The sequence below is a fragment of the Ignatzschineria ureiclastica genome, from assembly GCF_003121845.1.
GTDB classification, from domain to species: Bacteria; Pseudomonadota; Gammaproteobacteria; order Cardiobacteriales; family Wohlfahrtiimonadaceae; genus Ignatzschineria; species Ignatzschineria ureiclastica.
Map to the genome: position 1 here is coordinate 346,520 of NZ_QEWQ01000001.1, position 24,504 is coordinate 371,023.

Annotated in this window: 18 protein-coding genes; 14 read left to right on the forward strand and 4 right to left on the reverse strand. The window is 41.5% G+C overall.

The genetic code is table 11. The annotated features are described in order from the left end of the window. Positions 1 to 8: 8 nt before the first annotated feature. From DC083_RS01385 to DC083_RS01395, 3 genes are all read right to left on the reverse strand, one after another. Complete coding sequence (locus tag DC083_RS01385) at positions 9 to 1,592, reverse strand: purine/pyrimidine permease (RefSeq protein WP_109188486.1); 1,584 nt, start codon at positions 1,590 to 1,592, stop codon at positions 9 to 11. A 124-nt stretch (positions 1,593 to 1,716) separates the two neighbouring features. Next, complete coding sequence (locus DC083_RS01390; RefSeq protein ID WP_109188487.1) at positions 1,717 to 2,814, reverse strand: M42 family metallopeptidase; 1,098 nt, start codon at positions 2,812 to 2,814, stop codon at positions 1,717 to 1,719. 387 nt (positions 2,815 to 3,201) lie between these two features. Further along, entirely contained in the window at positions 3,202 to 6,087 is a 2,886-nt protein-coding gene (locus tag DC083_RS01395; protein WP_109188488.1) for an insulinase family protein, read from the reverse strand. A gap of 556 nt (positions 6,088 to 6,643) precedes the next feature. Here DC083_RS01395 and lepA point away from each other — a divergent pair. The 7 genes from lepA to DC083_RS01430 all read left to right on the forward strand — a co-directional run bounded on the left by lepA (position 6,644) and on the right by DC083_RS01430 (position 13,898). Continuing rightward, positions 6,644 to 8,437: a translation elongation factor 4 gene (gene lepA, locus DC083_RS01400; RefSeq protein ID WP_109188489.1), complete on the forward strand. Its 1,794-nt coding sequence runs from the start codon at positions 6,644 to 6,646 to the stop codon at positions 8,435 to 8,437. Positions 8,438 to 8,492: 55 nt separating this feature from the next. After that, positions 8,493 to 9,329: a signal peptidase I gene (gene lepB, locus DC083_RS01405; RefSeq protein WP_229822089.1), complete on the forward strand. Its 837-nt coding sequence runs from the start codon at positions 8,493 to 8,495 to the stop codon at positions 9,327 to 9,329. A gap of 1 nt (position 9,330) precedes the next feature. Beyond that, a complete protein-coding gene (gene rnc / locus DC083_RS01410; protein ID WP_109188490.1) occupies positions 9,331 to 9,999 on the forward strand; it encodes a ribonuclease III in 669 nt (222 codons plus the stop codon). Position 10,000: 1 nt separating this feature from the next. Continuing rightward, the gene (gene era, locus DC083_RS01415; RefSeq protein ID WP_026878419.1) at positions 10,001 to 10,891 is read left to right on the forward strand and encodes a GTPase Era; all 891 of its coding nucleotides are present in this window, start codon (positions 10,001 to 10,003) and stop codon (positions 10,889 to 10,891) included. A gap of 124 nt (positions 10,892 to 11,015) precedes the next feature. Then, complete coding sequence (locus tag DC083_RS01420) at positions 11,016 to 11,954, forward strand: DMT family transporter (RefSeq protein WP_109188491.1); 939 nt, start codon at positions 11,016 to 11,018, stop codon at positions 11,952 to 11,954. Between the two features lie 305 nt (positions 11,955 to 12,259). Beyond that, on the forward strand, positions 12,260 to 13,318 hold the full coding sequence (locus tag DC083_RS01425; RefSeq protein WP_157954864.1) for an aminodeoxychorismate synthase component I: 1,059 nt from the start codon (positions 12,260 to 12,262) through the stop codon (positions 13,316 to 13,318). Next, the gene (locus DC083_RS01430) at positions 13,278 to 13,898 is read left to right on the forward strand and encodes an aminotransferase class IV (RefSeq protein WP_239990946.1); all 621 of its coding nucleotides are present in this window, start codon (positions 13,278 to 13,280) and stop codon (positions 13,896 to 13,898) included. The genes DC083_RS01425 and DC083_RS01430 overlap by 41 nt, the downstream gene beginning before the upstream one ends. Positions 13,899 to 13,943: 45 nt before the next feature. On the opposite strand, the gene purU is transcribed toward DC083_RS01430, so the two are convergent. Further along, the gene (purU, locus tag DC083_RS01435) at positions 13,944 to 14,792 is read right to left on the reverse strand and encodes a formyltetrahydrofolate deformylase (protein WP_109188494.1); all 849 of its coding nucleotides are present in this window, start codon (positions 14,790 to 14,792) and stop codon (positions 13,944 to 13,946) included. Positions 14,793 to 15,440: 648 nt separating this feature from the next. On the opposite strand from purU, the gene DC083_RS01440 reads away from it, so the two are divergent. From DC083_RS01440 to DC083_RS01470, 7 genes are all read left to right on the forward strand, one after another. Beyond that, a complete protein-coding gene (locus DC083_RS01440) occupies positions 15,441 to 16,679 on the forward strand; it encodes a uracil-xanthine permease family protein (protein WP_109188495.1) in 1,239 nt (412 codons plus the stop codon). Positions 16,680 to 16,829: 150 nt separating this feature from the next. Then, positions 16,830 to 18,041: an A/G-specific adenine glycosylase gene (mutY, locus tag DC083_RS01445; protein WP_109188496.1), complete on the forward strand. Its 1,212-nt coding sequence runs from the start codon at positions 16,830 to 16,832 to the stop codon at positions 18,039 to 18,041. A gap of 150 nt (positions 18,042 to 18,191) precedes the next feature. Beyond that, positions 18,192 to 20,933: a tetratricopeptide repeat protein gene (locus DC083_RS01450; RefSeq protein WP_109188497.1), complete on the forward strand. Its 2,742-nt coding sequence runs from the start codon at positions 18,192 to 18,194 to the stop codon at positions 20,931 to 20,933. Positions 20,934 to 21,003: 70 nt separating this feature from the next. Further along, the gene (locus DC083_RS01455; protein WP_109188498.1) at positions 21,004 to 21,831 is read left to right on the forward strand and encodes a symmetrical bis(5'-nucleosyl)-tetraphosphatase; all 828 of its coding nucleotides are present in this window, start codon (positions 21,004 to 21,006) and stop codon (positions 21,829 to 21,831) included. Positions 21,832 to 22,060: 229 nt separating this feature from the next. Continuing rightward, complete coding sequence (gene yihA, locus DC083_RS01460) at positions 22,061 to 22,681, forward strand: ribosome biogenesis GTP-binding protein YihA/YsxC (protein ID WP_189364514.1); 621 nt, start codon at positions 22,061 to 22,063, stop codon at positions 22,679 to 22,681. After that, positions 22,671 to 23,654: a glucokinase gene (locus DC083_RS01465; protein ID WP_109188499.1), complete on the forward strand. Its 984-nt coding sequence runs from the start codon at positions 22,671 to 22,673 to the stop codon at positions 23,652 to 23,654. The genes yihA and DC083_RS01465 overlap by 11 nt, the downstream gene beginning before the upstream one ends. Before the next feature lie 14 nt (positions 23,655 to 23,668). Next, a complete protein-coding gene (locus DC083_RS01470; RefSeq protein WP_109188500.1) occupies positions 23,669 to 24,502 on the forward strand; it encodes a MurR/RpiR family transcriptional regulator in 834 nt (277 codons plus the stop codon). Positions 24,503 to 24,504 lie beyond the last annotated feature (2 nt).

The window sequence follows — 24,504 nt, forward strand, 5'->3', positions numbered from 1 at the left end:
TACACTCCTTATTCCCTACTATTTTCGTGTTTGTTGTCGTGTTTGTTGTCGTCTTTATTGTCTTGTTTATTGCTTTGCTTGTTTTCATCCATTGCCGGCTGTTTGACCACTTCTACTTCCTCATCACTCACAAAGCCCTCTACAGTTTCAACCGGCATCACTTTTGCCTTGGAATCGTGATCTTTATGAGTCTCTGTATGAGCCTCTTTATGCAATTTTGACTTCGCTTCGGCTTTAGAGACTAATCCCTTAATAGATTCGATTAAACCGCTTAAGGTTAAGGGTTCTGGTGTAATGCCGGCTTCCTCTTGTTCTCGTTTTTTGAGCATAGAGCGCTCCAGAATAATGGCAAATGCCGTACCGACAATTAAACCATTACTTAAAATAGAGACGGTTAATGCTGACATATTGGCAAAGGCAGTACTTGGCATAAACATAATACCAATGCCGATAAACCAAGCAGCAGCGGCGACAAAGTTACGAATATCAGGGTATTTCGCGAGTGCAAGTTGATTTTTTGCGATAATAATCGTCCCAAAGCCAAAGGTCGGAACTAAGGCTGCAAAGCCTACAGCAGTGGGTAGAGCTGCAAATAGGGCTGTCACTTTTGGCGATAAACTAATAGCAATAATCAGCACATTTCCAAGAATAAAGGGAAGTTTTTCCGTAATACGAGTTTGCGCAATAAAGGCCGCAGAACCCGAAATAGGTACAGGTCCGATTGCACCGAAAGCACCTGCCATAATATGGATTAATCCAGAGACAATTCCGGTCTCTTTAAGGCGATTTTCAGGTTGAATATTGAAAGTTTCTAACGTAATTTGTACCGCTTTTACACTAGCCATCAAATTGGTGATTAAGAGCACTGTCAATAGCACAACATTAAGTACCATTCCAATCTCAATACGGGGCATTCCAAATGGAAAGAGCTCTGGTAATTGGAAATAGGTCTCTGTAGGAACAACAGGATTCCCTTTACCGAAGATAATGAAGAGCGCCCAACCTACTGCTATGGAAATTAAGGTGCTATAAGCTGCCACTGATTTAAAGCGTTTTACATAGAAAGCACTTGCTACCGTAATGATCGATAAGAACATCACGAGTAGATCCACTGTATCTCCCGGTGCATTAACACCCATCATTCCTTTGACGAAAGTGCCTGAAAGCTGAACCACCATTAACAGTAGATAAACACCAATAATCGTCGGAGTAAAGAGCTTCGCGATCTTCTCGATCCAACCAAGATACGCAAAGAGAATAAAGACAAAACCACTTAAGATAAAGCAGAACCCCAATACCCGTAAGGTTTCAACATTGTCTTCATTACCAGGGCCAAACATTGCGCCGCCAATCCCGAGATAGAGCACAAACACTGCCCACCAAACGCCGGCAGGCCCCTCGATGATAGGCATTTTATGCCCCCAAAAAACCTGAATAATACCGGCAACCCCTAAAACAAAAAGTGTTCTAGAGACAAATGTCACTAAAACATCCCCTGTTAAACCATAGGTTGAGCCGACTGCGACAGGAATAACGATACTTCCCATCAATATAAATAACATCCATTGGAATGACGCTAAAGGAATTCTCATATTTAACCCCTATTGATCTGCGCTGATCACTGTGCAATATCGATAACCTTGTAAGGTAAACCGATGCACGTTGTACAAGGAAAGCCCCGCTACGAGAGGTAGCAGAGCTTTATACTCTTTTGAATTAGATAAATGAGGTATTCATATTCTCATTATCTTTGATAAGACCTTGAAGAATATTGTATACATCTACACTATCATTTAAATTCGTTAACTCAATAGGTGAATGAGAATAACGGCGCGGAATCGCTAATGTGGCACAAGGAATACCGCCCCCTGCGTGCGAAAGTTTCGCCGCATCCGTCGTATAACCGCCGCCTAAAAGCGTTAATTTTTGCAGGTTAATATTTTGCGCAGATGCTTGTTTCTCAATCGCTTTACGCACAGCTGGATGAATCATACTAAAGAAGATTGGCATTACTGCATCGGCAAGTGGAAGACCTGGGCCTTGACCTAAACGTACAGGCAGATCACGATCTGTATTCACATCAGGTGTATCGCCTGCCGGAATGGTATCTAATACAATCGCATAATCGGGCGTATAACGATCTCCAACTTTCTTCGCACCATAGAGACCCACTTCTTCTTGTACCGTAAAGACCCCATGAACCGTTCCGGCGAAATCATCTTTAGAGAGGTTTTTGAGAAGTTCAATTAAGATTGAGCAGCCTAAACGATCATCAACCGCTTTCATTGAAACATAGTCAGGATCCACCATTTCGGTAAACTCACCAGAAATAATTACTTGATCGCCAACGCTAACACCATGAGACTCCACTGCTTCACGAGAAGGTAGCGCCATATCAACATAACATTCTGATACTGTTTTAACGCGTTTTGCTTCTTCAGGTGTTTGTAAATGCCCAGGTTTTGTACCAATGACACCCGGAAGATTATTTTTACCGATATAGACTTTACGTCCGAGAAGTAAATTATCAGGTACACCCCCTAATTTCTCAATTAAGAGAAAACCATTCGGAAGAATGTTTTTAACAATCAGACCAATCTCATCTGTATGCGCTGCAATCATCATTGTTAACCCATCTTTATGGCCTTTTTTGATTGCATGCACATTACCATTTTGGTCTACTTTTAGTTCATCAACATGCCCTTTTAAAGCTTTCATCACATATTCAATCGCAGGTTGCTCTTGCCCAACACCTGCATTAATCATCGTAAGATCTTTTAATAAACTCTTAATATTATTTTTTACATTCGCCATCACAAATACCTCTTTCAATTTAAAGTATTGCTAATCCGTTAGCTGTTTTACTACGCTTTTTAAATTGTCGACAATTTTGTCGACAAGTAAAATGTAACTGAAATCATAGGGGAAAGCAAAAGTATTATGATAGGAAAGAATTATCTATTGACTTATATCAAAGGGATATTACGACTCAAAACCTAAAAAAATCCCTGATGTCCGATCACACCAGGGATTCCATTATTAATACATATTAATTTAAAGATTATTGATTTTAATACTTACATTGATATTTGTATTGATATTTATGTTGATATTTATATTGACAGTGATGTCAACAAAATCGATTAATATTCACTTCAACAAATTTAAAGTTAGCCAGTTAGTCCTTTAACAAAGTGGCAATTACAGCTGTTTTACCTCAAATCCAGCTTCTTCAAGTGCCGCTTTCGGCCCTAATACTGCTGTATGAGTATGACGATCTTTAAAGTAGGTATTCACTACCCGTTTAAGATCATCAAGCGTCACTTTCAAAACGGAAGCGCGATAGGCTTCTAGATCTTCCGGTGTACGCTCATAACGTTGCATAAAATAGCGATCTCCAAATTCTGCTGCCGGCGCTTTAGGTCGATCAATCGCACTAATCACGCCTAATACCGCCTCTTCTAACTGCTGCTCTTCATGATCATTTTCTAATAACCAATCAAGAGCTGCATCGAAATCCTGAAGCGTCTCTTGTAGACGAGGATCTCGATAACTAAAGAAGTTAAATGCACCAGAAGCCGCATTGTAAGTTGCACCACCGCCATAAGCACCGCCCTGCTCACGAATCGCTCTATGAAGATAACCATTACGTAAGAAGCCAGTTAGTACCTGCAATACAGGCGAATCTGCATGATCTCTGGTGACCGTTTTATAGCTCTTCGCGCAGTAGAACACAGGGGCATTAATCGCCCAACCTAAAGAGATCACGTCATCTTCTTGAAGCGTTACAGGTGCTTTAAAGCCCGGCGTTTTCTCATCAATATGGTGTGCCATTACCGCTGCAAACTCTTGCCCAATCGCTTCAATATTCTCAGCATCATTTAACACAATGAGTTCATAAGGGCTATTTTGCAGTTTAGTGAGTAGATTAGATAACTTCTCACCAAATGCTCGGCAAGCCTCATTATCTCGCATTGTCTCTTCAATGGTACGGAATGATTTAATCGACTGCATACCGCTTAGACGTTGATCTAATTGTGAAATAAGAGAGATATTTTGACTCGCAACGCCCATTGCATAAGCATGACCGTTACTCACAATCCCTTGCTCACGACCAAGTTTAATCTGCGCTAAGATCTCTTGCATGCGCTTTACTTCATCAAAACGGGCATTAAAGAGAATATCTTGTAGTAATTCTCCAAGCTGATGATGATTCTCTAACAACGCTTTCCCTGATAATACCCAGAAACCTTTAATATCATTCTTAAAAGGCTGATACATAGTACGCGCCGAAACACCGCCGGTAATCGCAGAAATACGAGCTTGTTGTTCACGATAAGAGAGCTCACCGGCTCCCATCTCGGTAATAAAGGCATCTAAAAATGGCAACATATCCATCTCTTCTGCCGTCAATTCAGGTAGATCCACCACAATAGATTGATAAGTCATACCATTAGTCGTGGGCGAACCTAAAACGACCTCTTTATGACTATAATTCAATTCAGGGAACGTCAGCTTTTTAGGTATATCCGCTCTGGTGACCATCGGTAAAATCGAGTCATCATCCACTTGCCCTTGACGTGCTTGTAACGCTTTAGCATCGGCAATAATTTTCTCCGCTTCCTCCGGTGTTAAGCTTGCTTGAATCTCTGCTAAACGCGCTTTCTCATTTGCTACTAACTCTTCTGCTAATGTATGACTTGGATTGACCGTTAACATCACACGATGTGGGTTATTGAGTAACAAACGATCAATCAAATTAGGGATGAATTGACGATCTTGAATCTCTTCACGCATTTTCTTTAAAGAATCGTCAAAAGAGAGCGTATCATACGCCTCGCCACCATGTAACACTGGCGTTAAAGTATCCACAATCAGGCGAAGACCATACGGATAACGATCTCCTGAGATCTCTCTCGAAGCAAGTTCTAATTGATGTAATGCTGCTTCAATACTCTCCTGTGGGACACCCTCATCACGTACTTGCGTTAAGGTATCAATAATTAATTGATTAATCTTATCTGTATCTTCCCCATTAGCTCCCTCTAAACCGCAAGAGAAGAAGGCTTCTCTCGTTCCCTCTTCAAGTCCACAGAACATCGAAGGCGCGGTCCCTAAATCAGTGGACTCAAGGGCATAACGAAGTGGTGAGCTCGCATTATCGACTAATACACTACTTAAAATACGCGCACGCATTAACTCATCAGCATCGGTAATTTTATGTAAAAGCCAAGAATTGATCACATGACTCTGCTTCTCAAGCGGCTCTTCCTTAGGTAATGGATAAGTCGCGGTGAAAGATTGAGGTTCAGTGTAGCGTTTCTCATCCGGCACACTAAAGTCAAAATCTTGGTAGCTAAATTTTGAGAGCGCTTTTGCTTCAAAGACTTTCTGATGCTCTAGCGGATCCATATTGCCATAGGTCATTAAGACACTGTTTGACGGATGATAATGTTTCTTATGGAAATTCACTAACTGCTCATGGGTTAAATTCGGGATATCTTTCGGGTCGCCCCCTGAGTTATTGTGATAGGTCGTCGTTGGGAATAATGCTTTAGTCAACTCTTGATAAAGTACCGAACCAATAGAGCTCATCGCCCCTTTCATCTCATTAAAGACAACGCCTTTATAGACTAATTCACTTTTTGGATTCTCCATTTCAGTGAACTCAAGACGATGTCCCTCTTGTAAGAAATCCAAATAATCTAATTTTGGGAAAAAGGCTGCATCTAAATAGACATCCAATAGATTATAGAAATCTTTCTTATTTTGGCTTGCAAAAGGATAAGCCGTCCAATCTGATGAAGTGAATGCATTCATAAAGGTATTAAGAGAGCGACGGATCATCATAAAGAAAGGATCCCGTACAGGATAATTCTCAGAACCGCAGAGCGCCGTATGCTCTAAAATATGCGCCACACCGGTCGAATCCTCCGGTACCGTTAAAAATCCCACTAAAAAGACATTATTACTATCATCACAAGCAAGATGAATATGCTTAGCCTTAGTGACATTATGCTCATACTCCTGCAAGGTAATATTGAGTGATGGAATAAATGTTTCTTTAGTTTTGGTAAATGTCTGCATCAATTAAGCCTCTCTTCTTGTATCTAAATTAAAGTATCTATTCAATTATTATCTATTCAATTATTATCTATTCAATCATACATTCATTGAATCACTTCATTGAGATACACGTTCTTTAATATATGGGTAATGTGTCTTGTGTCTGTTTTGTTGTTATAGAGATAGATGATGAGTCTGTTATAAAACCACAATCTCTAGTGGCAACAGAATCGATATTCAGTTCCCTATCATAGCAATAATCTATCGCTTCCTCTAAACTTCTCAAAAATTCCTATCTAGAGATTAGGGAAAGCCTCTCTAATAGATGGTCTTAAAAATGCAAATTTCAAGTAAAGCATTGCAAATGCTACTCAACATTTACCAAACTCGCATACCACCTTTACCAAATATTGACTAAATCAAAAGGCAAATTCAATTTCGAATCCTTTCCACCCTTACGGCACAAAATCATTGTAAAATAGTCGATAATATTTAAATTTATGTTGGTAGACATTATTTGCTAAGATAGAGCTCTTTTAAAGTACGATCAATCACCTTTTATTAATAGAAAGAATCGATGAAGAATATTAGAAACTTTTCAATCATTGCCCATATTGACCATGGAAAATCCTCTTTGGCCGATCAATTCATCAGAATTTGCGAAGGTCTCTCCGAACGTGAAATGGAAGATCGCGTACTTGACTCGATGGATCTTGAGAAAGAACGGGGAATCACAATCAAAGCGCATTGTGTTTCACTCGATTATAAGGCAGATGATGGTGAAACATATCACCTTAACTTCATCGATACACCAGGACATGTGGATTTCTCCTATGAAGTATCACGTTCACTTTATGCCTGTGAAGGTGCACTCTTAGTTGTAGATGCCGCACAAGGTGTAGAAGCGCAATCTGTAGCGAACTGTTACACTGCCCTTGATCAAGGGTTAGAGGTGATTCCTGTCCTCAATAAAATCGATCTTCCGGCAGCGGAGCCTGATCGCGTGGCAATGGAAATTGAAGATATTATCGCGATCGAAGCACTTGATGCGGTACGCTGTTCAGCAAAATCGGGCATCGGTGTACGTGATGTCCTTGAGGATATGATCAAGAAGATTCCTGCGCCTAAAGGGGATGTGAATGCACCCCTTAAAGCGCTTATTATCGATTCTTGGTATGACCAATATGTGGGCGTTGTCTCACTTGTACGAATTTTCGATGGTGTGATTCATAAAGGCGATAAGATCAAAATTATGAGCACCAAAGATACGCACGAAGTCACCCACGTAGGGGTATTTACGCCGGCACGAGTGGATAAAGAGAAGCTCTCAGCAGGTGAAGTAGGCTTTATCATTGCCGGCATTAAAGAGATTGATGGCGCACCTGTGGGGGATACCATTACCCTCGATAGAAATCCTGCCGATGCACCGGTTCCAGGATTTCAACACGTTCAACCTCGTGTTTTTGCAGGGCTCTTCCCTGTGGATTCCGAAAAATATGAAGATCTTCGGGAAGCGCTTAGAAAGCTTCGCCTGAACGATTCTTCACTCCATTTTGAACCTGAAACATCGCAAGCGTTAGGCTTTGGTTTCCGCTGTGGCTTCTTAGGAATGCTCCATATGGAAATTATCCAAGAGCGTCTTGAGCGAGAATATGATCTTGACCTCATTACCACTGCGCCCACTGTAATTTATGAAGTAGAAAAGAATAATGGTGAAGTGATCTACGTGGATAATCCCGATGGATTGCCGAAAGTGACCCTCATCAAAGAGATTCGTGAGCCGATTATTGAGGCGAATATCTTAACGCCACAAGAATTTATCGGCAATATTATGAAGCTCTGTATCGAAAAACGGGGCGTACAACTTGATATGGTCTATGCCGGTAATCAGGTACAGCTCCGTTATGAACTCCCCTTAAGTGAAGTGGTACTCGATTTCTTTGACCGTCTAAAATCGGTCTCTCGTGGCTACGCATCATTTGATTACAAATTTATCCGTTTCCAAGCCTCTGATCTTGTGAAGGTGGATGTTTTAATTAATGGCGAACGCGTCGATGCCTTGTCTCTCATTACCCATAAAGATAATGCGCAATACCAAGGTCGTAAACTTGTTGAAAAGATGAAAGAATTGATTCCAAGACAACAATTTGAGATTGCGATTCAGGCGGCTATTGGGGCGAATATTATCGCAAGAACCAACGTTCGTGCACTTCGTAAAGATGTAACAGCAAAATGTTACGGTGGTGATGTAAGCCGGAAGCGGAAGCTCCTTGAGAAACAGAAAGAGGGTAAAAAACGGATGAAACAGGTGGGTAGCGTAGAGATTCCACAAGAAGCTTTCTTAGCAGTTCTTAAAGTGAACGAAGAGTAATCGAAGAGCACCATTGAAACAGCCATTGAAAAGCCATTTAAAAGAGTAATAAACTATGTCGATATTTGCCAATTTTACCCATTATCTCTCAGTCTTAATTATCCTCGCGATTCCTGTGACGGGGTTAATTTGGTTAATAGATGCCCTTGTCTATAAGCAAAAACGGAAACCGGGTAAGAAAGAGCCTTGGTTTGTGGATTGGGCAAAGTTTCTCTTCCCGGTTGTGCTCTTTGTCGGCGTACTACGCTCTTTTATTATCGAGCCTTATGTCATTCCCTCCGGTTCAATGCAACCGACCCTCTATGCTGGCGATATGATTGTAGCTGATAAATGGTCTTATGGTGTGAGAATGCCGATTACCAATCAACGCCTCTTCTCTAAACCCGGTGAAGGTATTGAACGGGGTGATGTGGCGATCTTTAAATACCCACAAGATGAAAAAATTAACTATATTAAGAGAGTTGTCGGCATACCGGGCGATGTGATTGATTATCAAAACAAACAACTCACTATCAATGGTCAACCCCTTGAATATAGTGTTGTCGGTGCAGCACGTGCGCCTGAAGAGGAAGATCTGATTGTGACCGAAATGATGCCGATTGGAACGGTTGATCAGCCTGAAACCGGTGAATATAAAACACATCAAATTCAGACTTCTCGAATGATTACCCAAGCAGATAGAGGTCTAGGCCTACATCAACGATTCCCTTTCACCATTCCTGAAGGAAAATTCCTAATGATGGGTGATAACCGGGATAATAGCTTTGATGGCCGCTTCTGGGGCTTAGTGGATGATGAAAAAATCCTCGGCAAAGCTCGCTTTATCTGGATGAATTATAACTGTGTCACCTCTTTTGAAGACTGTGATCACATCTTTACCACAATTGAATAATATGCAACGACTTGAGCAGAAATTAAATTACACTTTTATGGACAAACGGCTACTAAAACGCGCCTTTGTTCATCGATCTTACTCACAAGATAATAACGAACGCCTAGAATATTTAGGCGATGGTTGTTTGAACTTTATTATCGCTGAAGCGCTCTACCATAAGTTGCCGAAAGCCAATGAAGGGGAACTGAGCCAATTGCGGGCGCATCTTGTCAAAGAAGATACCCTTGCCGAAATTGCGCTACAACTTGAACTCAATAAATTTCTGATCTTAAGTGTGGGGGAGAAGAATAATGAGGGGGAATATCGCCCGAGTATTCTCTCCGATTGCTTAGAAGCCCTCTTTGGTGCGCTCTTTTTAGATTCTGATTTTGAGACCACACGATTAGTGATTCTCTCGCTCTATGAACCTTACTTTCAAAATATTATTGAGAAAGCGAAGAAAGATCTGAGCGATATCTTTAAGAGCCCGAAAAGCCGGCTTCAAGAGAAACTACAAGCCCTTAATCGTGAAATCCCCACCTATGATGTAATTGAGATCACCGGTAGAGATCACGAGAAAGTCTTTAAAGTACTCTGTACTTTTGAAAATTTACATACGATTGCCGAAGGCACCACCAAAAAACGTGCCGAACAACGCGCAGCTGAATTAATGCTGGAGAAAATATAAGATGACCAAAGCCGGATTTGCATCCATTATCGGACGCCCAAATGTAGGAAAATCCACCCTAATGAACCAAATTTTAGGGCAAAAAATTAGTATCACATCCAATAAACCCCAAACAACGCGCCACGCAATTACCGGGATTTATACGGATCAAGAGACCCAAATTATCTTCCTTGATACACCAGGGATTCATACCAATATGCAATCAGCGCTCAACCGTCAACTCAATAGAACGGCAATGAGCTCAATCAACACAGGCGATGTGATTATCTTTATCGTAGAAGCGCAGCGCTTTAATAAAGATGATGAGAAAGTACTCGCAAAACTTAAAGGGGTCGAAACGCCGGTCATACTTGTGATTAATAAGATTGACCGCGTAGAGAATAAAGAAGCGCTCTTCCCCTTTATTGCCGAGATGAGTGAAAAATTCCCCTTTGCAGAAATCGTACCGCTCTCAGCCAAGCAAGAGAAATCCGGACAACGATTAGTAGAAGTGATCGAAAAATACCTCACAGAGCAGCCTTTCCCTTATAGTGAAGATGAGATCACCACCGTTTCAAGTGCATTCTTAGCGGGCGAAGTTTTACGGGAAAAGCTCACAAGACGACTCAATCAAGAGCTACCTTATACGATTGCCGTTGAGATTGAAGAGTTTAAAATTGAAGGCAACCTCTATCGTATTCTAGCGGCTATCTCTGTCGAGAAAGAGAGCCAAAAAGGGATCGTCATTGGCAAAGGCGGTCAAGTGCTTAAAGAAGCAAGCACACAAGCCCGTATTGATTTAGAACGCATTTTCGATGCCAAAGTTTTTCTACGTGCCTTTGTGAAAGTACGAGAAGGTTGGTCAGATGATGAACGTGCGCTCAACGCACTAGGTTACAAAGATCTCACCTAAGCGATCAATAGATAATCATCAAGGTCTTCTTTTCAGAAGGCCTTTTCATTTAAGAAGCTCATTACCCTAGCTTTAATTTTCTTGCCATTGATTACACGCCTATAGCGAGACCTATTTGACCATTATGAATCGCTTACAATATCTCTTAAAACGCTATACCGACAATCAACACTACTCGCTCTATGGCGCACTCTGGATGATTCTCTCCGGCATTGCCTTTGCCGGCATTAATGTTGTTACACCGCTAATCGCTGAACATTTCATAATCAGTTCAAGTTGGATCGCTTTCTATCAATATCTCTTTGCCCTCCTTTTTATGGCGCCCTTTCTCTTCAAAAGAGGATTGAAGCAGATTTTAAAAACGCACCATTTTATGACCCACTTTTGGCGAATCTTAATGGCGGTCATTGGGATTCAATTTTGGGTTAAAGCACTCTCTCTACAATTCCCCATTGGCGAAGGGGTTGCACTTCTAATGACATCGCCGCTGTTTGCCAGTCTTGGGGCATTTTTACTTCTTAAAGAGCGTTTTACTTGGCCTCGCGTGATTGCCACGCTCCTTGGATTTGTCGGAGCCATTATTATCTTAGCGCCTAATCGACAACACTTTAATTGGGCGGCGATCTTCCCGATTCTAGCGGCATTCTTCTGGGCGATGCACGCGCTTTTAATGAAACATCTCTCCGATAAAGATCATCCATTAACAATGGTGAGTTATCTCTATATCTTGATGGTGCCCATTAATCTTCTAATTGCCCTTACCGATAATTTTAGCCATAACCCTGATCCCATATTTATTCCTGATTTAGCGCTTTTAGGGGCGTTATTACTGCTAGGATTACTCACCGCAATCGCCCAATATGCCGTTGCCAAAGCGTATGCGCACGCCGATGTCATCTTTATTCAGCCCTTTGATTATCTCAAATTACCGCTCAATACCTTCTTAGGTTGGATTGTCTTTGGTTGGGCTGTGACGACACAATTTTGGTTAGGGGCAGGATTGATGATTATTGCATTATTAGCCATTAGCTTCTTTGAGATGCCGCGATCTTCAACAAAATAGGCTATAAAAATAGGCTATAAAAATAGCTTTAAATGCCGGTGCATCGGCTGATCGAGGCAAGAAAGCTATTCTATCCGGCATCTTGCAAGTGTTGTTTAATAAGTTTTTATATTCTTTTGAACATCCGATGCTGACAGCTAAAAACCATTTTTCTTAAACCCAATTTACAATAATAGGCATCGATAAAAAATTCCCATAAATGAAAAACTTCTCTGAATGTAAATGATTATTACTTGAACTCATAACCGTACCTGTTCTACCCTAATAGCTCTTTCGGTTATTGCTCTATTCAAAAGGATTTTATTGTGCCCATTACGCTCTACTCATCACAAGATGCGATTCAAAAAATCAATCAGCTTAGTCAAGCAGGAACGCCTTTTCTCTTTATCATCAATTATAATTGCACTCAAAGTGCAGTGATTCCCTTAAGTGAGATCAATCCGCAAGAGATTGCTTATGATTTTCCTCATCACAGTAACCTACCTGAATTTGAAGCTAAACATCAATCCTTACTTGCGACGCTGCAAACACCCATTTGGCACGTCACACCGGTCACTAAAGCGGATTATCTCAAAGCCTTTACCCCGCTAATGAGCGCGCTACAACAAGGCTCAATCCAATTAGCGAATCTCACTTTCCCCGCACAGATTCGTTGTAATTTAACCTTTCCTGAGATCTTTCACCGCACCAATGCCAAATATCGTCTCTATTTCAAAGATCACTGTCTCTCGTTTTCTCCTGAAACATTTATCACTATTGATGAAGATGGCACGATCAAAACCAATCCGATGAAAGGGACGATTAATGCGCAATTGCCGAATGCTGAAAAGCAAATTATGGAAAATCCAAAAGAGATCGATGAACATCAAATTGTGGCCAAAGAAGGATTAGCAGATATTGCGCTTGTGGCAGACAATGCAACGATTACTCGCTATCGTTATATCGATCGTATTAGTCGGGGTAACGGGGAAATCCTACAAACAAGTACCGAGATTCAAGGTCAATTGCCAAGTGATTATCGTGAGAAGTTAGGGGATATTCTCTTTCGCTTACTGCCGGCGGGCTCTATCACCGGCGCACCTAGAGCCAAAGCAACGGCACTGTTAAGTGAGATTGAAGCGTACGATCGGGGTTTTTATACCGGTATTGCCGGGATTTTTGATGGTAAAACACTCGACAGCACCGTCTTAATTCGTTACCTTGAACCTCAATCGCAAGCGATGACCACGACCCCTGAAGCGCAACAGTCGAATAACGCGCTTTTCCATTACACCTTTAAAAGTGGCGGTGGTATTACCGCACTCAGTGATGCTACAAGTGAATATGATGAACTTATCGAAAAAATCTACCTGCCGATTTCTTGAATCCATTAAGTTAGAAGATGGCTTCTTCTCTGCACTCTCTTATCATCAAGCGCGAATAGATGAAACAAGGCAACATTTCTATCCTGAAGCCCCCACTATCTCGCTACCACTTGCCTTGATGAAACAGGGTAAAATTCCGCCTAAAGGGCTCTATAAAGCGAGAGTGCTCTACAGTGAGAGTATTGAAGAGATCGAATTTGTGCCTTATAAGCCAAGAGAGGTTGCCACTTTAAAGCTGATCGAAGCAACGTGTGATTATGCTTTTAAATATGAGAAGCGCCCGGTACTCAATACGCTCTTTCAACAAAAAGGAAAATGTGATGATATTCTTATCACGCAAAATGGTTATCTTACCGATACTACCATTGCGAATATCGCACTATTGAAAGATGGCATTTGGTACACGCCGGAAAAACCGCTCTTAAAAGGGACAAAACGCGCAGCGCTTCTTCATCATCAGTTGATTACGGAAGCACAACTTCATCAGGATCAATTAGCAGAATTTGAAGCGATTCGACTCTTCAATGCAATGATTGAATTTGGGGAAATTGAGCTTCCTATTCGGCATATTATTCGTTAACTTTTTGTTAAATATTCGTTACATAGGAAGCGTCAGTGTAATAGCCTAGAATACGACGGTTTTATTACCCTGAACAATCACACGATCTTCAAGATGATAACGTAAGCCTCGGGAGAGCACGATTTTCTCGATGTCTTTCCCGCGGCGAACCATCTCTTTCACGCTATCGGCGTGCGATACCCGAATCACATCTTGCTCAATAATCGGGCCCGCATCGAGCTCTTCAGTCACATAATGGCAAGTAGCTCCGATCAATTTCACACCTCGAAGAGAGGCTTGATGATAGGGCTTAGCCCCAATAAAAGAGGGTAAAAAGCTATGGTGAATATTGATAATGCGATGACGATATTGCTCACATAAATTCGGGGGAATAATCTGCATATAACGGGCTAAAACAATCGTATCCGCTTTTGAGGCTTCAATCAGTTCATTCACTTGAGCAAAACTCGGCGCTTTATCCTTAGAATTGACCGGCACATAGTGATATGGAATTCCGTACCATTCCACAAGACTCTGAAGATCGGCATGATTAGAGATCACACCGACAATCTCACAATCAAGCTCTTCTGCATGCCATCTTGATAGAATATCCACTAGACAGTGCGCCTCTTTACTCGCCATTAACATCACTTTATGCTTTTTAGCCGTATCCACTAAACGCCAATCAAGCTGGTATTGCTCGGCAATCGGTGCAAATAGCGTAGCAAACTCAGCAGCCTTAAAGGGTAAGCTCTCCGCTTTAATCACATGCCGCATGAAAAACCGTCCAGTTTCAAGATCCGAATGATGATTTGCCTCCATAATCCAACCGCCATGAGATGCAATAAATTGGCTCACAGCGGCAACAATACCCACACCATCGGGGCACGACATCACTAAACGGTAAGTACTCATTTTTCCTCTCTCCTCTTCTAGGACAATTATGGTCAATCATTATTGATTACAAGATATCAATGCTAAGATCACGCATCTCTCGTTGCGCTGTTATGACTGATCTCTTATGCGCATCTTTTATTTCTTCGCTTTTACTTCTTTGCTTTTATTTCTTCGCTTTTACTTCTTAACTTTTACTTCCCCTCTATATATCTCAAAAAATGATCATCATTACAACTATTAGTGATATATAAATTTTCATAGATGAGATCAATGCTCAGCTTAATAATTAGGAAAACAAGCTAAATACATTGACTTATCGACTATTTCAGAATTTTACGAGGCGTAAATAACAGGTAATATTTTGAAATGATTGAAGCGTTATTTCCCCTTTTATAGACAAATTTATTGCAAAAATTCCCAATTTCTCCCGTACTACTTCGCTATTACCTGCTATAATCGCCGAGGATTCTCTTTTAGTGCACATTTTATAGGCATCATTGATATTCTCTTATTTCATATCAATCTCACGATTATAGATCATCGACAGTATTGATCTACCCTTTAAAATGTCTACTAAAAGCCCAATCTCGATATTCAGCAGATCGTTATCAACTTGAGTAATGATCACTCAACCATCCTCTTTACTTCGCATATAGGAGCTCATCTATGCAGGTTCTTCATAACGCCGTCGCGGGGCTACAAATTCTCTTTGTTGCTTTCGGTGCCATGGTGCTTGTCCCCCTTTTAACAGGTCTTAATCCCTCAATGGCACTACTCGGTGCCGGTATTGGCACCATTCTTTTCCAAGCCGTCACAGGTTGGAAAGTCCCTATCTTTTTAGGTTCCTCTTTTGCCTTTATCGCCCCTATTATCTTCTCCATCAGTACTTGGGGAATGGGCGCGACATTCTTTGGACTATTCGCCGCTGGGTTTATGTATTTTGTGTTTGCATTTGCCATCAAGCTCAAAGGGCTCGATAGCGTTCATAAACTCATTCCGCCTGTTGTGATCGGCCCTGTGATTATCGTCATCGGTCTCTCTGTTGCCGTAGTGGCTACGCAGATGGCGATGGGGAAATCCAATGGCGAACAAGTGATTGATTATAAGCTCTCTATTTTAGTATCGGCGATCACCTTTGCCACCACCGTGATTGTGACGATGTTTGGCAAACGTTTTTTACGCTTAGTCCCTATTTTATTAGGAATTGCCGTAGGCTATATCTTAGCGGCATGTTTAGGTTTAGTGGATTTTGCACCCGTTGCAGCAGCGCCTTGGTTCCAAGTTCCCCATTTTGTGAGCCCTGAAGTCAATTGGATGGCAGCACTCTTTATGTTACCCGTTGCTATTGCGCCAGCTATTGAGCATATCGGCGGCATTATGGCTATTGGGAAGGTTACGGGTAAGGATTACGCCACGAATCCTGGGCTTCATAGAACGCTCGCAGGGGATGGACTCGGAGTCTGTGTTGCTGGTCTCATTGGTGGTCCTCCTGTCACCACTTATGGTGAAGTCACTGGCGCGGTGATGATTACTAAAAATGATAAACCGCTGATTATGACCTATGCGGCAATCTTTGCGATTGTTATGGCATTCTTTGGAAAATTTAATGCTTTCTTGAACTCCATTCCGCTTCCTGTTATGGGCGGTATTATGATTCTTCTCTTTGGGACAATCGCTAGCCTTGGTTTAAAAGCCTTGATTGATGCTAAAGTAGATATCACGATTCCTCGTAATCTTGTGATCATTAGTGCAACACTCATTACCGGCGTGGGCGGTTATACCATTGAAATTGGTTCATTCCCATTTGCCGGCGTAGGCCTTGCTTCTGTACTTGCGATTGTACTTAATCTAATTCTGCCTCACCCTAAAACAGAGAAAGCAGAAGAGTTAGAAGCTGATCTCTAATCTCTTATCAGTAATATGAATAATGCATCTATCCTCGATAGGTGCATTTTTTCTGGGAATCGTTTATCCTCTTCTCTCAATATTTCTCTCAATATTTTCCCGATTCCACCATTTTAGATATAACGCTATTTAAGCAATTAATACCCTTTTATGAATCCTCAATTACCCTCTGATACCCTCTCGCTGGATCAATCTCTTCCTCAGGATGACACACTGCTTGCGCCCATTACTGCACAGCAGATTCGTTATTTTCAAGCACGGCTATTAGAGTGGTTTGAGCGTGAAGGTCGACACGATCTTCCTTGGAAACCTCAAGATTGCTTCTCCCTCAAGATTAATCTCTATCGTATTTGGATCTCTGAGATTATGTTGCAGCAGACACAAGTAGCAACGGTGATTCCCTATTTTGAACGCTTTATGACTGCATTCCCCACTCCGGAAGCCTTAGCCACTGCCAGCGAAGAAGCCGTACTTCATCATTGGCAAGGATTGGGCTATTACTCTCGGGCTCGTAATTTACATCAAGCGGCTAAAATGTTAGTGGAACAACATCAAGGGCTGATTCCGCCTGATTTTGAAGCCATTCGTAGCCTTAAAGGAATTGGTGATACCACCGCAAGCGCCATTTTAGCGCAAGGTTATAATCTCCCCTTTGCCATTTTAGATGGCAATGTTCGCCGAGTACTCGCCCGGATAACAGGTTTACAAGCGCCAAGAACAGAACAAGATAGACGATTAAAACCCATTAGCGATGCCTTTCTCTGCCGGCAAAATCCCGCAGATTATACTCAGGCCATTATGGATTTTGGTGCAACACTCTGTAAATTAAAGCCGGCCTGCGATCGATGTTTTTTAACCGATATCTGCCAAGCTTACTTACATAATGCCACGAATACTATTCCGGCAAAAGCCATTAAGAAGACGCGCCCTGTAGAATCAGTAGCGCTCTTGCTCTTTCACAATGCCAAAGGGGAGATTCTCCTTGAAAAACGGCCGGCGAATGGGATTTGGGGTAATCTCTATTCCCTTCCTGAAATAATCCTTCAAGGGCGTAACGCCAAGAGTCAATCAAGCGCTATTTTTCAGCTTGATGACAAAACGTATCAATTAACCGACTTCCAAGACCGGAAACAAGCCGCCGCTTTCCAACATCAATTTACGCACTATACCTTAGAAGCCACGCTTTTTACCGCCACCTTGCCGAAAGAGCTTCAACATAGGTTAGATGAAGCATCTACACATAATAAGGATGAACGCTATCAATGGGTTGCGATCAATCAACTAGCCCACAAACCGAAGCCACAGCCGATTGCCATATTATTTGATCAACTCTATCCTGAAAATGATCTTTTTACGCCTTAAATAATGGGAACCCCAAATTTTAATCTTGACCATTTTATCTTGTAAAATCACCCATTTCCTTCACTGATTTTCTTGCATCTAAAATTTGTAGTACAATAGCAAAGTCTTTCGGCATTTCAATACCTTCCCCACTTTCGATCAGAGACTTTAATGAATAGATATCTATTATCAAGATTACGCCATTCGCTATTCCTCGTTCGTAACTATCTTTTTGCGCTATTAATGATTCTTACATTAATAGTCACAATGACCGCTACTCGTGCCGCCGAATCGCACGAAGCACTGCCTATTATCTCGAAAACCTTCACCGCTTATCAGGCTGGGCAACAAAAAACTACTGAAACACCTTCAGAACATTCTTCCCAAGAAGCCCCTGTAGAGATTTCCTTAGAGATTCCGCCATTGACGTTACAATCTCAATCTATCACGGAAAATGGCGCTGCTGATAATTCTGCTATTAATAACGATACTCCTAGTGATACAGCGCCTAACAAAAACTTACCTAATCATAACTTATCTCAGAATCAGGATAAGGGGGGAAATCAACCTGATGTAGCTCAAAGCCCAATCGTTCTCTATTCACCGCTTGTATTCTCTTATTGGGAACAATTACAAGAAGCTCAGGTCGCCACTCCGAAACTCACAGCCCAAGAGATTGTGAATAATGAGTTTCTCCACGACACCATTACAGATCTCATTTCGCAACATGAAACCCCGATCAATGAGACTATTGAATTACTCTCTGCACCGCTGCAAACAACGGCAAGCACGAATACTGTAGAATCAACACCTGTTACTTCTGAAATCGCTGTAACTGATACTGCTATAACTGATACTACTATAACCGATACACCGATCGAGTTACTCTCAACCGCAACGCCTATTGCAACGACATCTAACGATTCCGAAAACAATGAGAATGGCAACCAGATGACGAGTGTTAATGTCACGACGACTTTTAATTCTCCTTATTTGACACTCATTTCTCGCACCACAGAAAAGAATGACGTGGCGGAGCTATCTACGCAAGCAATTATCCCTCAAGAGACGATACCGGCAGAAGAACCTCAAGTTGAATCTAGCTATCTACCACTGCATCAAGATGATCTAACCGATAAAGAGATTGCGAATGTATCTACTCATGTAGAAGTGATAAAACCACTCGACCAACCCGAGACCTCAAGTGAATCATTATTGACGGATATCGCACAGCAAGAGGAAGCTGATCCGATAGAATCTGATATTGCTGAAATCACTGAGATTGCTGCTGTAACTGAGATTACACAAAATGACGAAAATCCTAGCCAAGAAGATTTCGTTAAAGATCCTTTCGTTAAAGACAATCAAGCAGATGACAATCCACTTGTAGAGGCAATAGAACCTGAGCTCTCTGATGAGACTATAGTGACTACAGAGGTTGATTTAGATGTAGATATAGATGTAGATGCAGATACAAATATAAATTCAAATGTAGATAATGTAACGGATCACACTGAAGAGCCGATCAATAATTACCTACTCTATGCACTCTTTCCTCACCATAAAAAAAGCGTGATCGAAGCCCCACTCTCTAAATCTTATAAAGAGAATCATGAGGCTAATGATAATCATGAAAGTGACTTATCGATCATGAAATTAGCAGATAAAATTGATCATTCATTGAGTTTTAATGAAGAGATGAATGAGGAGGAAATGGAAGGAACTATCGATGAAGATGCCGGCTTAGAAGCAGAATTAGCAGAAGGCTATTTTGATAGTTACCAAGATTATCAACAACACTACAAAACACTCGATGAGGATGAGGTGCTCTCCTTAGAATCTCAAGCTTATCCTTATGTGCAAGATCCCCAATTAGAAGAGGCATTAAGTTCTGCTGAATTTGAAGATCTCTCCATTAATCAGCAAATTGAACAACTGCTAACGACCGGAGATTACTACATATTAGCGGATGATGTTGTCAAAGGACGACAATACTATATTCAAGCTGTTCGCATTGGGGCAAAGGATAAAAACTCTCCGATTTATGCTAAAGCTTTAGTGAAGCTTGCTGATCTAGAAGAAAACCCTTACCTAGCCCGTTTTCAATATACCAATGCACTCGATATTTATGAAACCCATGTGGGTTTTGATATGGAGATTGCCGATATTCTCGTCAAATTAGTGTGGACCTTTGATGTCACCACTGAGCGAATTGTTATCTATGAACTTCTAACTAGCGCTAAGCAGATTCTCGAGAAATATAGCTATTCACCGCAATATACCATGGTACTTCGTAATCTTGCGATCTACTATGAAGCAGTCAATGATTTTGAAAATGCCGATGCCCATTATCAAGCCGCACTCGCGCTGGACCTTGAACACCTTACTACGAATGATATTCGTACGATTTTAGCGCTTGAGAATTACGCGGCATTTTATCTTAAGTTTCGGGAATATCAGAAAGCTGAGGAGATTCTCCTCTTTAAGCTCAAAGCACATGAAGAAGCAGAAACACCTGATTACTATAATTTAGGGCGGACGCAATCGATGTTAGGTTGGACTTATCTACAGCAAAAAAACTTAGATGATGCACTTCACTACTACAATGCAGCGCTTGGTAATATCAATTACAGTATTACTAAGAATCGCTTTATGCCCCATTACTATTCGCTACCTGCAATCTTTGATCTCATCTACTTCTTTAATGTCACAGAAGATCCTGATCGAGGGGTTCCTTACTTTGAAGTTGCTCAAGCCTTACTTGAGGGAGAAAATGAAGCGGCCATTTTAGATTATCTAAAAGAGACCCCCAAAGAGATGATCGACTTAGGTCGTATTGTCAATTATCCATGGGCGGCAACAGCAGAAGTTGAAGGGCTCATTACTATGATGCACTACATCGATGAGCAGTAATCTGCGACTTAACACGACTCAATTGAACACAGAAACTATAACAAGATAACTTAAAAGGGATTGGGAAACGATGGCAATCTACATTATGGGCGATATTCACGGCTGTTTCGAGGAGTTTGAAATGCTACTCGCGAAAGTGGCCTTTAATCATCAAACAGATCAGCTCTATCTTGTCGGAGATCTCATAAACCGTGGCCCTAAATCTCTTGAAGTGATGCAATATCTCCTCGCGCATCAAGACTCTATCCTGCCAGTTCTTGGTAATCATGATCTCTCTTACCTTGTCTATGTTGAAGGTAAAACTAAGCTACGCAAAGGGGATACCTATGATGTTGTTGCACAAAGTAATGAAGCAAAAGCTATCAAAGAATATCTACGACATCAACCTTTAATGCGAACAATCCCGGAACTCAATATCGCGATTGCCCATGCCGGTATTCCACCCTTTTGGTCTATTGATGAAGCGATGAAACTTAATCAAGAGGTGTCTGACCTACTTGCAACGGATAAGAAAAAGGCTTACAAAAAGCTCATTGCTGAGATGTTTGGCAATCATCCTGCGGCTTGGTCTCCGGCACTTGAAGGGCTAGACCGTGTTCGAGCGATTATCAACTATTTCACAAGAATGCGTTATCTCAATCTCGATCAATCCCTCGATTTTGATAATAAACGTGAAGAATATGATGCAACCCAAATGCTCCCTTGGTTTAAATTTAATCGAGCACTCGATCAAGATACCCAAATCATCTATGGCCATTGGGCTTCTCTAGGTATCCATCATGAAAATAATACCCATTGTCTTGACTCTGGCTGTGTATGGGAAGGAGAACTCACCATTGCACGAGTGGATCAAGGAGAGATGATACTTACTAGCGCATCAAGAGATAAAACTGAATAAGTAAAACCAAGCATTTTGTTAAAATTCGTTAAAGTCATCGGAATTTTTAATTAAATGACAGAAGACCATTTAATCAGCAATAAATGATACAAAATAAAATCCTTGTATCACTAAAGAGAGATAGAGACTCTCTTGATTTGGCCTTATCTTTTGCCTTTTAATGCAATTTACCCCATTTAAGGGTAAAATATGCCGTTACAATTACAATCATGAGAGGATAAGCCACGTTATGCAACCGATTCGGAATTTACTGCGAAAGACAACTTTTGCCACGAGTGCAAATGGCTTAAATCAACTGCCTGAAGATAGTATTGGTGAAATCGCCTTTGCCGGTCGTTCAAATGCCGGTAAATCGAGCGCGCTCAATCTCTTAACAGGTCAGAAGAACCTCGCAAGAACGAGTAAAACACCAGGACGAACACAGCTTATTAACTACTTCACCATTCAAGAAGGACTCTATTTAGTGGATCTTCCTGGTTATGGCTATGCGAAAGTTCCCCTTCCGATGCGGGAACATTGGCAGAAGATTCTTCAAGGTTATTTTGAAACACGCACCTCGTTAGATGGCCTTATTATGTTGATGGATTCACGTCATCCGCTTACAGACCTTGACCGGCAAATGCTTCATTGGTGTGAATTTCAAGAGTTACCTACCCATATTTTGCTCACTAAAGCCGATAAACTAAGCAAAAGTGAAGCAAATAATACCCTTTTTAAAGTGCGCAAATCGCTAGAAGCTGACTTTACGACACCGATTACCGTACAACTATTCTCATCCACCAAACCAGAGATTGGTCTTAATGAAGCATTAGACTATTTAGGAAGTTGGATATCACATCATGAAGAATAAACCATTTGAAGTGATTATCGCAGATATGGGGGCAACCTATTCTCGAGTCGCTCTACTCGATGAATACCAAGCCATTCGCCATGTTAAAACCTATGAATCAAACAAGTTTGATTCACCTTCGATGGTGATTAATGCGTATCTTGCAGAACAAGCATTGATGGTCCCCGATCTTGTGCTTATTGCCGTTGCTGCGCCAATTGATCAGGATCGACTCAATCTCACCAATATTCATTGGGATTTTAGTCAACAAGATGTTGCCCAGGATCTCAATACAAAAGTCGTTTTTCTCAATGATTTTGAAGCGCTCTCGATGGCACTTGATCATATCTCTGATAGCGATCTTCTGCCACTAACTACCAATAATCATCTTCCCTCTATGGCGTTAACGCCACAAGCTAAAATCGTCATTGGAACAGGTACAGGCTTTGGCACCGCCATGGCGCTCACGCTCAATGGCGAGACGAAATCTTTTCCTTCAGAAGGTGGGCATTCTCTCTATGCACCACAAGATCTACTTGAAGTTGCCATTATGCAACAATTAATGGATCAACTTGGTCGCCCGATAATTACCGAAGATATATTAGGCTGCAAAGAAGGAATTACTCGGCTGATCACGATTATGGCAGATCTTGAAGGGATAACACTGGATTTTGAACCTACGCCGGAAGCGCTTGTAATAGCTGCTTGTGACAAACAATCCCCTTTTGCCATTCAAGTACTCAATCGTTACTGTATGATGCTTGGCAATGCGGCGAGTAACCTTGTCCTCAATACAGGGGCTACAGGGGGTGTTTACATTGGCGGGGGATTTGCCCCACGATTTGGTGAGTTCTTACAACAATCAGATTTCTATGCCGCTTTTCTCAATAAAGCAAAAGTAGAATCCCTACTTGCAAATGTCCCCATTTACCTTATTACACACCCTTACGCCACGTTGGTAGGCTTACAACATATTCTGCCAAGATATCTTTAGATTGGAGGTGTTTCATGCTGTCCCATATTCAAAATCACTATCATCAACTTCGTAAATCAGAAGCAAAAGTCGCCGATTGGGTGATGGCGCATCCTAATGAGACAGTTGATCTCTCTATTAGTGCGCTTGCAGAAAAAGCAGGCGTTTCAGAACCGACGATTATGCGCTTTTGCCATGCACTGAACTATGATGGTTTCCATATCTTCAAGCAGCTCTTGGCGCAAAGCTTAAATTCAGGGGTTCCCTTTGTTCATGGTAGCATCTCACCTCATGATTCTACGTCAAGTATCATCAACAAATTGATCGACCAATCGAGTGCTGCGCTTTTAAATATGAAGCAGTACCTTAAAGAAGAAGACCTTGATCAAGCCATTAGTCTGCTTGAACATGCTAATCAAGTAATGTGTATTGGTCATGGGGTTTCGGGCGTTGTGGCAAATGATATTCAACAGAAATTATTACGCGTCGGGATTCCTGTTTCTTCTTATAACGATCATCATGTACATAGTCTCGCAGCTAGTCTACTAACCTCGAAAGATGTGCTGATTGCTGTCTCTCATACCGGTAAGAGCCAAGATATTATCCATTCTGCCGACATCGCACTCTCTAATGGAGCAAAAGTCATCGCCTTTGCGCCCAAAGGTTCGCCATTGAGTTTCCATGCCACGGTTGTGCTAGAGTCAGGAACACAAGAAGATACCTCAGAATATATGCCGATGATTTCACGTCTTGCTGATTTGGCAATTGTCGATATTCTCTTAGTGACGCTTGCCCTCAAAAAAGGACCTGAATTCCGTATCGCCATGGAAAATGCGCTCAAGATTATTGACTCAAAACGCATGAAATAACG

Excerpts from the sequence above, each read along its gene's own strand:
- DC083_RS01385 (WP_109188486.1), bottom strand. The coding sequence starts at position 1,592 with ATGAGAATTCCTTTAGCGTCATTCCAATGGATGTTATTTATATTGATG.
- mutY (WP_109188496.1), top strand. The coding sequence starts at position 16,830 with ATGAATCCTCAATTACCCTCTGATACCCTCTCGCTGGATCAATCTCTT.
- DC083_RS01470 (WP_109188500.1), top strand. The coding sequence starts at position 23,669 with ATGCTGTCCCATATTCAAAATCACTATCATCAACTTCGTAAATCAGAA.
- yihA (WP_189364514.1), top strand. The coding sequence starts at position 22,061 with ATGCAACCGATTCGGAATTTACTGCGAAAGACAACTTTTGCCACGAGT.
- DC083_RS01420 (WP_109188491.1), top strand. The coding sequence starts at position 11,016 with ATGAATCGCTTACAATATCTCTTAAAACGCTATACCGACAATCAACAC.
- DC083_RS01390 (WP_109188487.1), bottom strand. The coding sequence starts at position 2,814 with ATGGCGAATGTAAAAAATAATATTAAGAGTTTATTAAAAGATCTTACG.
- DC083_RS01455 (WP_109188498.1), top strand. The coding sequence starts at position 21,004 with ATGGCAATCTACATTATGGGCGATATTCACGGCTGTTTCGAGGAGTTT.
- rnc (WP_109188490.1), top strand. The coding sequence starts at position 9,331 with ATGCAACGACTTGAGCAGAAATTAAATTACACTTTTATGGACAAACGG.
- purU (WP_109188494.1), bottom strand. The coding sequence starts at position 14,792 with ATGAGTACTTACCGTTTAGTGATGTCGTGCCCCGATGGTGTGGGTATT.
- DC083_RS01450 (WP_109188497.1), top strand. The coding sequence starts at position 18,192 with ATGAATAGATATCTATTATCAAGATTACGCCATTCGCTATTCCTCGTT.
- DC083_RS01465 (WP_109188499.1), top strand. The coding sequence starts at position 22,671 with ATGAAGAATAAACCATTTGAAGTGATTATCGCAGATATGGGGGCAACC.
- era (WP_026878419.1), top strand. The coding sequence starts at position 10,001 with ATGACCAAAGCCGGATTTGCATCCATTATCGGACGCCCAAATGTAGGA.
- DC083_RS01430 (WP_239990946.1), top strand. The coding sequence starts at position 13,278 with ATGATGAACTTATCGAAAAAATCTACCTGCCGATTTCTTGAATCCATT.
- DC083_RS01440 (WP_109188495.1), top strand. The coding sequence starts at position 15,441 with ATGCAGGTTCTTCATAACGCCGTCGCGGGGCTACAAATTCTCTTTGTT.
- DC083_RS01395 (WP_109188488.1), bottom strand. The coding sequence starts at position 6,087 with ATGCAGACATTTACCAAAACTAAAGAAACATTTATTCCATCACTCAAT.
- lepB (WP_229822089.1), top strand. The coding sequence starts at position 8,493 with ATGTCGATATTTGCCAATTTTACCCATTATCTCTCAGTCTTAATTATC.
- lepA (WP_109188489.1), top strand. The coding sequence starts at position 6,644 with ATGAAGAATATTAGAAACTTTTCAATCATTGCCCATATTGACCATGGA.